We start from the raw sequence: 9620 nt of genomic DNA on the forward strand, positions 1-9620 counted from the left end.
AGCGTGAGACACGAAGACCTCCGTGGTCAGGATGCGAGTGTGGTAACCCACATCCTGCCCGGAGGTCTTCGCCTACCTCACCCGTTCACAACCTCCCGGGGAAGTACACCTAGCCAGCACCGCTATGGATGCCGCATCGCGCCGTCAGATCGCGAAACCGAGCGCCCGCATCATGTCGCGGCCGTCGTCGGTGATGCGTTCCGGGCCCCACGGCGGCATCCACACCCAGTTGATGCGGAAGCGCTCGACGACCCCGTCGAGGGCCTGCGAGGTCTGCTCCTCGAGCACGTCGGTGAGCGGGCAGCCCGCCGAGGTAAGGGTCATGTGGATCACGAGCGCGTCGTTCTCGTCGTCCCAGGCCAGATCGTAGATGAGGCCGAGGTCGACGACGTTGATCCCGAGTTCGGGGTCCATGACGTCCTTGAGCGCCTCGGTGACCTCGTCGTACTTCTCGGGGGTCAGCGTCGCGGTCATGGACACAGCCTAGGCCTCCGCGCCTGCGGCGGGCTCGAGGAAGCGGTCGTAGCCCTCGTTCTCGAGACGCTCGGCGAGCTCGGGACCGCCCTCCTCCGCGACGCGGCCCTTGACGAGCACGTGCACGAAGTCCGGCTGGATGTAGCGCAGGATGCGCGTGTAGTGCGTGATCAGGAGCACGCCGAGGCCGGTGGCCTCCTTCGCACGGTTCACGCCCTCCGACACGATCTTGAGCGCGTCGACGTCGAGTCCGGAGTCGGTCTCGTCGAGCACCGCGATCGCCGGCTTGAGCAGCTCGAGCTGCAGGATCTCGTGGCGCTTCTTCTCGCCGCCCGAGAAGCCCTCGTTGACGTTGCGCTGTGCGAACTTCGCGTCCATGCGCAGGTTCGACATCGCAGCCTTGACGTCTTTGGTCCAGGTGCGGATCGAGGGCGCCTCGCCGTCGACGGCGGTCTTCGCGGTGCGCAGGAAGTTCGTGACGGTGACACCGGGGATCTCCACCGGGTACTGCATCGCCAGGAACAGCCCCGCGCGGGCGCGCTCGTCGACGCTCATCGCCAACACGTCGGCGCCGTCGAGCGTGATCGAGCCGCCGGTGACCGTGTACTTCGGGTGGCCGGCGATCGTGTACGCGAGCGTGGACTTGCCGGAGCCGTTGGGGCCCATGATGGCGTGCGTCTCACCGCTGCGGATCGTGAGGCTCACACCGTTCAGGATCGGCGTGGTGCCTTCGTCGGTCTCGACCGTCACGTGCAGGTCGCGGATCTCCAGGACAGACATGGGGGATGTTCCTTCTTCAGCTCAGGTCTTTGGTGACGGCCGGGTCGATGAGCACGTCGTCACCGTCGATGACGACCTCGTAGACGGGCACCGGCTCGTAGGCGGGGAGGTTGAGGGGCTTGCCGGTGCACAGCGAGAACGCGGAGCCGTGCGCCCAGCACTCGAGGGTCTCGCCCTCGACGAAGCCGTCGGCGAGCGAGATGTCGCCGTGCGTACACGTGTCGCCGATCGCGTGCACGACGCCGTTCGAGTCGAGCACGACGGCGATCGCGACGCCGCCGATCTCGACGCGGATCGCGCTGTCGGGCTCAAGCGCGCTGAGGGCGGCGACGCGAGTCGCGGTCATCGGGCGTCCTCCCCCGCGAGCTCCGCCTCGATGGCGGCGGTCAGCTGCTCCTCCAGGTCGGGCACGCCGATCTTCTGCACGATCTCGGCCAGGAAGCCGATCACGACCAGGCGTCGAGCCTCGGCCTCGGGGATGCCGCGCGCCTGCAGGTAGAACAGCTGCTCCTCGTCGAAGCGGCCCGTCGCGCTCGCGTGACCGGCGCCGACGATATCGCCCGTCTCGATCTCGAGGTTCGGGATGGAGTCGGCGCGCGCGCCGGAGGTGAGCACCAGGTTGCGGTTCGCCTCGTACGAGTCGGTGCCGACGGCATCCGGTCCGATGAGAACGTCGCCCACCCACACGGTGCGCGCCGTGTCCCCTTGCAGGGCGGCCTTGTAGAGCACGTCCCCCGAGGTGTGCCCGCCCTTGTGGTGCAGGTAGACCTGGCTCTCGAGGTGCTGGCCGGCGTCGGCGAACGCGAGACCGTAGAGCTCTCCTACCGCGCCGGCACCGGCGAGCTCGACGCTCGGGTTCACCCGCACGAGGCCACCGCCAAAGCTGACGACGATGTGACGCAGGTGCGCGTCGCGGTCGACCCGGGCCTGATGGGATGCCGCGTGCACCGCGTCATCCGCCCACCGATGGAGGGCGACGACGGTGAGGTCCGCACCGTCGCGCACGACGATCTCGACGTTCTCGGCGAACTCCGCCGTGCCCGTGTGGTCGAGGAGCACGGTCGCACGCGAGTGCGGACGCGCCTCGATCACGACGTGCGCGGTCGCCCGCCCGCCGGTGCCGGCGACGTCGACGCGGATGGGCACCTCGTGCTCCCCGTCGACGACGACCGAGACGGCCTCGGGGCTCTGCGCCCACGCGATCGCGGACGGCAGGTCCTCGGGCCGGAACACGGCGCCCCGAGCGGATGCCGCGGCATCCGTGGTCGGCGTCACGGTCACCGTGACCCCGTCGGTCTGCGGGTCTGCCGCGTCGAACAGACGGGCCAGACGCGCGACGGGAGTGTGCTTCCAGTTCACCTCGCGGCCGGTCGGACGCTCGAAAGCCTCGGGATCGAACGAACGGAATCGCTCCGAACGTGTCTGCACCGGCACGGTCGCGGCGGTCACCACGGCGGCGGCAGGGTCGATGTGGCCCTTCTCGTCGTGCGAGGGGGCCTCGGTCGCTGTCGTCATCAGCCGACGGATCCTTCCATGCCCATCTCGATGAGCTTGTTGAGTTCGAGTGCGTACTCCATCGGCAGCTCCCGTGCGATCGGCTCGATGAAGCCGCGCACGATCATCGCCATCGCCTCGTCCTCGGGAAGGCCGCGGCTCATGAGGTAGAAGAGCTGCTCCTCGCTGACCTTCGACACCGTGGCCTCGTGCCCGAGCTGCACGTCGTCGACCCGGATGTCGATCGCCGGATACGTGTCGGAGCGGGAGATGGTGTCGACCAGCAGCGCGTCGCAGCGCACGGTGTTGGCGCTGTGGTGCGCGTTCGGGTCGACTCGCACCTCGCCGCGATACCCCGCGCGACCGCCGCCCCGGGCGATCGACTTCGAGACGATCGAGGACTGCGTGTACGGCGCCATGTGGATCATCTTCGCGCCGGCGTCCTGGTGCTGACCGGGACCGGCGAAGGCGACTGAGAGGGTCTCACCCTTGGCGTGCTCGCCCATGAGGTAGATAGACGGATACTTCATCGTCACCTTGGAGCCGATGTTGCCGTCGACCCATTCCATCGTCGCGCCCTCGTGGGCGATCGCACGCTTGGTGACGAGGTTGTACACGTTCGTCGACCAGTTCTGGATCGTCGTGTAGCGCACCCGGGCGTTCTTCTTGACGATGATCTCGACCACGGCCGAGTGCAGCGAGTCGCTCTGGTAGATCGGCGCCGTGCAGCCCTCGATGTAGTGCACGTACGAGTCTTCGTCGGCGATGATCAGGGTGCGCTCGAACTGACCCATGTTCTCGGTGTTGATGCGGAAGTAGGCCTGCAGGGGGATCTCCACGTGCACGCCCTTCGGCACGTACACGAACGAGCCACCCGACCACACCGCGGTGTTCAGCGCCGCGAACTTGTTGTCGCCCGCGGGGATCACGGTGCCGAAGTACTCCTCGAAGAACTCCGGGTGCTCCTTCAGCGCGGTGTCGGTGTCCATGAAGATGACGCCCTGACGCTCCAGATCCTCCTGGATCTGGTGGTAGACGACCTCCGACTCGTACTGCGCGGCGACGCCGGCGACGAGCCGCGAGCGCTCCGCCTCCGGGATGCCGAGGCGCTCGTACGTGTTGCGGATGTCCTCGGGGAGGTCCTCCCACGACTGCGCCTGCTTCTCGGTCGAGCGCACGAAGTACTTGATGTTGTCGAAGTCGATCGCACTGAGATCGGCGCCCCACGTCGGCATGGGCTTGCGGTCGAAGAGCGACAGGCCCTTCAGACGCGTCTTCAGCATCCACTCCGGCTCGGCCTTCAGGGCGGAGATGTCGCGCACGACGGCCTCGCTGAGACCTCGTTTCGCGCTCGCACCCGCGGCATCCGCGTCGTGCCAGCCGAACTCGTAGACACCGATGCCCTCGAGTTCGGGGCGGTCGATCAGCACATCCGACATGTCGTCACTCTCCTCCTGGGGCTCAGCGCTGTCATGCGCTCCGGCATTCCTTCGCCCCGTTCGGAGTGACGGGAGGATGCCGCTTCCGGGCCCGGTCAGCAGGCACAATCTGCGCGCCTACACTGTCTGTGATGCGGAACGCGCATGCGTCGCATCCCACATCCGATCCTACAGGTTCCGCCCACCCCGAGGGTGGCGCGAACCGCGCCGTCGCGCCGCTGACGGCCTCCGTGGAGGCATCCGCCCATGTCCGCAGACCCCGCCGTCGCGCGCCGTCGCTCACTGCTGTCCTATCTGCCCGAGCGACCCGGCCGCAGCATGATCGTCGCCGCCTGGGCGACGCTGGTCGTGCAGATCGCGATCGTGGGCACGGGCGGCCTCGTACGGCTGACCGGTTCGGGTCTCGGATGCCCCACCTGGCCCAAGTGCACGGCGGACTCGCTCGTGGCGACCCCCGAGATGGGGATCCACGGCCTGATCGAGTTCGGCAACCGCAGCCTCACCTTCGTGCTGGCGATCATCGCGATCGTGACGTTCGTGCTGACCCTGCGCTACCGGAAGCAGCGCCGCGACCTCTTCTGGCTGTCGCTGCTCGTCGGCATGTACATCCCGCTGCAGGCGGTGCTCGGCGGCATCACCGTGCTCTCCCAGTTGAACCCCTACGTCGTGGGCCTCCACTTCTTCGCGTCGGTGCCGCTCGTCGCCCTGTCGGCGGCGCTCGTCGTGCGCGTCTACGCCGTGCCGGGACCCCGCGTGCGCGCGGTGCCGACCTGGTACGCGGCGGTCGCACACGTGACGAGCGGTTTCGTGCTGTTGACGGTGATCGTCGGCATCCTCGTCACCGGATCGGGCCCGCATGCCGGCGATGAGCATGCGATCCGCAACGGCCTCGACTCCGAGGTGCTGCAGCACATCCACGCGATACCGGCCTACGTCACATTCGCGTTGACCGTGGCGCTGGTCGCGAGCTCCTTCCGCACCGAGCCCGCTCTTCGCCTGCGCTTGTGGACGTCGCTGCTGCTGGCCGTCGAGCTCGTGCAGATCGCGGTCGGTCTCATCCAGGCGAACACCGGGCTCCCCATCGCGCTCGTGAACGTGCACATGGTGCTCGCGGTGACCCTCGTGGCGGCGATGACGGCCGTCGTGCTCAACCTGAAGCGCACGGTGGTCGCCGCTTCTTAGGGAATCCATAGCCGCAGAGTTTGCGGTCTCCGCGCCAGGCGACAAGGCTGGGAAGGCGGTTCGGCCACCCCGGCCGACCGGAAGGAGATCCCACCGATGACCCCCCGCCCGCGCCTCACCCGCAGCATCGCCTACTGGGTGCTGACGCTCGGTTCCATCCTCAGCATCGGCTTCGGCGTCTGGCTCGTGATCGACAAGATCACCGTCATGACCACGACGCTCGGCAACCAGACCGCGACCGGGATCGAGGTGTACGCGGGCCAGTCGTGGGTCCTCCTCGGCGCGGCGTTCATCGTCGCCGGGCTCGTGGGCCTCGTCGCGGTGCTTGCGCTCGCCGCAGCCGCCCGCGTGTTCGCCGCCCCCATCGTCCCCGTTGCCGCGCCGGTCTGGCCGGAAGGCGTGACCGACCCGATCAGCGCCGAGCCGGCCCTGACCGAGCCCACCGAGCCCGTCGCCGACGAGCTGCCCGTCGCGCCCGCCGCGCCGGAGACGACCGACAGCAAGTGAGCTAGAGCCCCGCAGCCGCCTCGTCGACACGGACCGCGAGGCGCTCGAGGGCGTCGAGAGCATCGACCAGTCGTTCACGGTCGCGCTCGCCGAGCTTGGAGAGGGCCTCCCCCACACGGGAGGCCCTCTCTGCGCGTGCGCGCAACAAGGTCGCGACGCCGAGATCGGTCGGGATCACGATCGTCGCGCGGCGATCGTCAGGATCATCATGACGGGCGATCAGTCCGCGCTGCTCCAAGTCGGCGAGGATCCTCGTCATGCTCGGCGCGGTCACCACCTCGATGCGCGCGAGGTCGGATGCGCGCGTCTCCCCCAGCCTCACGATGCTCGACAGCGTCGACGTCAGCCCGTAGGACAGCCCGTCGGCGTTCGCTCGGATGCGCCGGTTGATCCGCCCCACGACCACGGACAGACGCTCGGCGTCGCCGGGATGAACGCCGCCGCCGGTCACGACGCGCTGCTCACGACCGGCACGGGCGCAGTGGCGGCGTGTACATAGTGGCGACCGCGCACGAGGGAGGCGATCGCTCCGATCAACGACATGATGGCGGCGGCGAGGAACACGATGACCAGTCCATCATGGAAGGGCTCCGAGATGAGCTGCGGGAAGAACTGGTTGCCGGTGAGCGCCGCGACATCCGATGCCGGCAGATGGTCGAGCACACCGGTCGGCCCGAGCAGCGTCTGGATCGGGTTGTAGCCGAGGAACGCCGCGAAGACGCTGCCGACGGGCGGCAGCTGCGCGATCTGCGCGGCCGCGTCAGCCGGCACGCCGTGCGCCGTCAGACCCGACTTCATCGCATCGGGGAGGCTCGTCGCGAGGCCTGCGATCAGCAGCGAGAAGAAGAGCCCGATCGACAGCGACGTTCCGGCGTTGAGCACGGTACCGGCCATGCCGGATGCGGCTCCACGCTCGCTCGCCGGCACGCTGTTCATGATCGCGCTGCGGTTGGGTGCGCCGAACATCCCGGATCCGAGGCCGGACAGTCCGGTGATGATCGCGAACTGCCAGTACTCGAAGTTCACCGGGATGAGCAGGAGCAGCACGAAGGTGACCGAGACGATCAGGAGGCCCACGGTCGCGAACAGGCGCGCACCGAAGCGGTCGGAGAGCGTGCCCGAGATCGGTCCCGCGATGAGGAAGCCGATCGTGATCGGGAGCATGTAGATGCCCGCCCACAGCGGGGTGTCCGCGTAGGCGTAGCCGTGCAGGGGCAGCCAGATGCCCTGCAGCCAGATGATCAGCATGAACTGCAGGCCGCCGCGTCCGATCGCGGCGAGGAGGCCCGCGAGGTTCGCCATGGCGAAGGCACGGATGCGGAACAGGCGCATGTCGAACATCGGAGCCGACGAGCGCAGTTCGATGAACACGAACGCCACCAGCAGCAGGATGCCGCCGACGATGCCACCGAGCACCCAGGGGTTCGTCCATCCTGTCGTGCTGTCGCCGTAGGGCTGGATGCCGTAGGTGATCGCGGTGAGGAGCGCCGAGAGACCGAGGGCGAAGGTGATGTTCCCGGGCCAGTCGAGCTTGCCGGGGTTGCGCGCGCCGACCTCCTTGAGCGACACGTACGACCAGATCGTGCCGATGATGCCGATCGGCACGCTCACGAGGAACACCGCCCGCCAGTCGATGACGGCCAGGAGTCCGCCGATGATGAGACCGATGAAGCTGCCGGCGATCGCCGCGACCTGATTCACACCGAGCGCCATGCCTCGACGGTGCGCCGGGAAGGCGTCGGTGAGGATCGCGGTGGAGTTGGCGAAGAGCATCGCCCCGCCGACGCCCTGCACGAGCCGCCAGAGGATCAGCCAGGTGGCTCCCGGGCCGCCCGAGAACGGGTCGAGCGAGAGGGCGATGGATGCCACGGAGAACACGACGAAGCCGAGGTTGTAGATGCGCACGCGGCCGTACATGTCGCCGAGGCGACCGAAGGTCACCACGAGCACGGCGCTGACGAGCATGTAGCCCATCAGCATCCAGAGCAGGTAGCTGACGTTGCCGGCCTCGAGCGGGTTGAGACCGATCCCCTCGAAGATCGCCGGCAGCGAGATGATGACGATCGAGGCGTTGATCGTGGCCATCAGCATGCCGAGCGTGGTGTTGCTCAGCGCGAGCCACTTGTAGTGCGGGTGCTCTCTGTCGAACAGGCTGGTCTTGACGGGACGGTTCCGGGGGTCGGTCACGGGGCTCCTCGCTCGGGCGATGCGCAATTTAGTTACTTGATATGAACTAAATATACGCCTGCGAAAGAGCCCGCTCTCCGCAGAGAGGGACGACCGCCGGTCAGAACGGCAGCAGCGGGTCGATCGCGATCGCGACGAACAGCAGCGTCAGGTAGGTGATCGACGCGTGGAAGACGCGCATCGGGCGCGGCTCGGTGCCGCGCACCGCGCGGCCGTAGAGGCGGTGGGACTCGTAGATGAACCAGCCGCCGAACACGAGCGCCGATGTCGTGTAGACGAGTCCCATGCTCGCCACGGGGATGAGCAACAGGGATGTCGCCACCGTCGCCCACGCGTAGAGGATCACCTGAAGCCCCACCTGGGAACCCGAACGGGTGACACCGAGCATCGGCACATCCACGTCGTCGTACTGGTCCTTGTACTTCATGGACAGCGGCCAGTAGTGCGGCGGCGTCCAGAGGAAGACGAGCACGAACAGGATCAACGGCGCCCACGAGAGCGAGCCGGTCACGGACGACCAGCCGATCAGCACAGGGAAGCAGCCGGCGATGCCGCCCCACACGATGTTCTGCTCGGTGCGGCGCTTGAGCAGGATCGTGTAGATCACCACGTAGAAGAAGATCGCTCCCGCGGAGAGCCCCGCCGCGAGCAGGTTCGTCGTGAGCGCGAGCCAGAGCGTCGAGACCGCGGCCAGCGTCCAGGCGAAGATGAGGGCGCCGCGCTCGGAGACCTCTCCGGTCACCAGCGGCCGGTTCTCGGTGCGCTGCATGTGCGCGTCGATGTCGCGGTCGAGGTACATGTTGAAGGCCGCCGCCGACCCGGCGCTCAGCGATCCGCCGATGACCGTCGCGAGCACGAGCCAGAGATCGGGGATGCCGCCCTGCGCGAGGATCATGACGGGGACCGTGGTGACCAGCAGCAGCTCGAGCACGCGCGGCTTGGTGAGCGCGACATATGCCCGGATGGTGCGACTCAGCGACGGGCTGTCGAGACGCGCGTCGCGCCCCGTGGTCGTGCTGATGTCCATCGTCCCCGCTATCACCGGAAATTCCTCGTCGATTCTACGTCATGGCTCCTGTCCGTCCGCCCGGACGCCGTTGCCTCCCCGGCGCGGCCCGTCACAGTCGAGCCCCGGCATGTGCGCGTGACTATGCTGAAATCACATGCGTCCGCCCAGGCGCGATCTCCCCTGTTCCGCTCCGCGGATGACCCGAGATCAGCACCGAGCGACGCACCCTCACACATGCGGAAAGGCGGTCCGGTGTCGGATTTGCAGTGGGACGAACTCGATTCTCGTGCGGTGGATGCGGCGCGGGTGTTGGCGGCGGATGCGGTGGAGAGGGTCGGGAACGGTCATCCGGGGACGGCGATGAGCTTGGCGCCGGTGGCGTATCTGCTGTATCAGCGGGTGTTGCGTCATGACCCGTCGGACACGTCGTGGATTGGTCGTGACCGGTTCATCCTGTCGGTGGGGCATTCGTCTTTGACGCAGTATGTGCAGTTGTTCCTGGGCGGGTTCGGGTTGGAGTTGTCGGACCTGGAAGCGTTGCGGACGTG

11 protein-coding genes are annotated in these 9620 nt (G+C 67.7%); 3 read left to right on the plus strand and 8 right to left on the minus strand.

Annotation, left to right across the window (positions count from 1 at the left end; translation table 11 throughout):
* Window positions 1-144: 144 nt before the first annotated feature.
* The 5 genes from FFS51_RS14230 to sufB are packed head-to-tail and all read right to left on the minus strand — an operon-like array spanning window position 145 to window position 4187.
* Window positions 145-474 (minus strand): metal-sulfur cluster assembly factor, encoded by a 330-nt coding sequence (locus FFS51_RS14230; RefSeq protein ID WP_045245981.1) that lies wholly within the window; start codon window positions 472-474, stop codon window positions 145-147.
* 9 nt (window positions 475-483) lie between these two features.
* Window positions 484-1254 (minus strand): Fe-S cluster assembly ATPase SufC, encoded by a 771-nt coding sequence (gene sufC, locus FFS51_RS14235; protein WP_045245979.1) that lies wholly within the window; start codon window positions 1252-1254, stop codon window positions 484-486.
* 16 nt (window positions 1255-1270) lie between these two features.
* Window positions 1271-1600, minus strand: coding sequence for a non-heme iron oxygenase ferredoxin subunit (locus FFS51_RS14240; RefSeq protein ID WP_056518550.1), 330 nt, complete (start codon window positions 1598-1600; stop codon window positions 1271-1273).
* Complete coding sequence (gene sufD, locus FFS51_RS14245; protein ID WP_137878749.1) at window positions 1597-2769, minus strand: Fe-S cluster assembly protein SufD; 1173 nt, start codon at window positions 2767-2769, stop codon at window positions 1597-1599. The genes FFS51_RS14240 and sufD overlap by 4 nt, the downstream gene beginning before the upstream one ends.
* The gene (gene sufB, locus FFS51_RS14250) at window positions 2769-4187 is read right to left on the minus strand and encodes a Fe-S cluster assembly protein SufB (protein ID WP_056209163.1); all 1419 of its coding nucleotides are present in this window, start codon (window positions 4185-4187) and stop codon (window positions 2769-2771) included. The genes sufD and sufB overlap by 1 nt, the downstream gene beginning before the upstream one ends.
* Before the next feature lie 246 nt (window positions 4188-4433).
* Between sufB and FFS51_RS14255 the strand changes: the two genes are divergently transcribed.
* Window positions 4434-5369 (plus strand): COX15/CtaA family protein, encoded by a 936-nt coding sequence (locus FFS51_RS14255; RefSeq protein ID WP_056209165.1) that lies wholly within the window; start codon window positions 4434-4436, stop codon window positions 5367-5369.
* 96 nt (window positions 5370-5465) lie between these two features.
* Complete coding sequence (locus tag FFS51_RS14260; RefSeq protein ID WP_137878750.1) at window positions 5466-5876, plus strand: dinucleotide-utilizing enzyme; 411 nt, start codon at window positions 5466-5468, stop codon at window positions 5874-5876.
* A 1-nt stretch (window position 5877) separates the two neighbouring features.
* Here FFS51_RS14260 and FFS51_RS14265 read toward each other — a convergent pair whose 3' ends face one another.
* The 3 genes from FFS51_RS14265 to FFS51_RS14275 form a co-directional block, all read right to left on the minus strand.
* A complete protein-coding gene (locus tag FFS51_RS14265) occupies window positions 5878-6327 on the minus strand; it encodes a MarR family winged helix-turn-helix transcriptional regulator (protein WP_137878751.1) in 450 nt (149 codons plus the stop codon).
* Entirely contained in the window at window positions 6324-8063 is a 1740-nt protein-coding gene (locus FFS51_RS14270) for an MFS transporter (RefSeq protein WP_045245968.1), read from the minus strand. Before FFS51_RS14270 ends, FFS51_RS14265 begins: the two co-directional genes overlap by 4 nt.
* A gap of 100 nt (window positions 8064-8163) precedes the next feature.
* Window positions 8164-9090: a heme o synthase gene (locus tag FFS51_RS14275; protein WP_137878752.1), complete on the minus strand. Its 927-nt coding sequence runs from the start codon at window positions 9088-9090 to the stop codon at window positions 8164-8166.
* 234 nt (window positions 9091-9324) lie between these two features.
* On the opposite strand from FFS51_RS14275, the gene FFS51_RS14280 reads away from it, so the two are divergent.
* Window positions 9325-9620: thiamine pyrophosphate-binding protein (locus FFS51_RS14280; RefSeq protein ID WP_502704734.1), on the plus strand; the 296-nt coding region annotated here is incomplete at its 3' end.

The organism is Microbacterium sp. 4NA327F11 (genome assembly GCF_005503465.1).
In the GTDB taxonomy this organism is placed as follows: Bacteria; Actinomycetota; Actinomycetes; order Actinomycetales; family Microbacteriaceae; genus Microbacterium; species Microbacterium ginsengisoli.

Bases quoted from the DNA above. Each gene is read 5' to 3' on its own strand.
- FFS51_RS14260 (WP_137878750.1), top strand. From the start codon at position 5,466: ATGACCCCCCGCCCGCGCCTCACCCGCAGCATCGCCTACTGGGTGCTG.
- sufC (WP_045245979.1), bottom strand. From the start codon at position 1,254: ATGTCTGTCCTGGAGATCCGCGACCTGCACGTGACGGTCGAGACCGAC.
- FFS51_RS14240 (WP_056518550.1), bottom strand. From the start codon at position 1,600: ATGACCGCGACTCGCGTCGCCGCCCTCAGCGCGCTTGAGCCCGACAGC.
- FFS51_RS14275 (WP_137878752.1), bottom strand. From the start codon at position 9,090: ATGGACATCAGCACGACCACGGGGCGCGACGCGCGTCTCGACAGCCCG.
- sufB (WP_056209163.1), bottom strand. From the start codon at position 4,187: ATGTCGGATGTGCTGATCGACCGCCCCGAACTCGAGGGCATCGGTGTC.
- sufD (WP_137878749.1), bottom strand. From the start codon at position 2,769: ATGACGACAGCGACCGAGGCCCCCTCGCACGACGAGAAGGGCCACATC.
- FFS51_RS14230 (WP_045245981.1), bottom strand. From the start codon at position 474: ATGACCGCGACGCTGACCCCCGAGAAGTACGACGAGGTCACCGAGGCG.
- FFS51_RS14255 (WP_056209165.1), top strand. From the start codon at position 4,434: ATGTCCGCAGACCCCGCCGTCGCGCGCCGTCGCTCACTGCTGTCCTAT.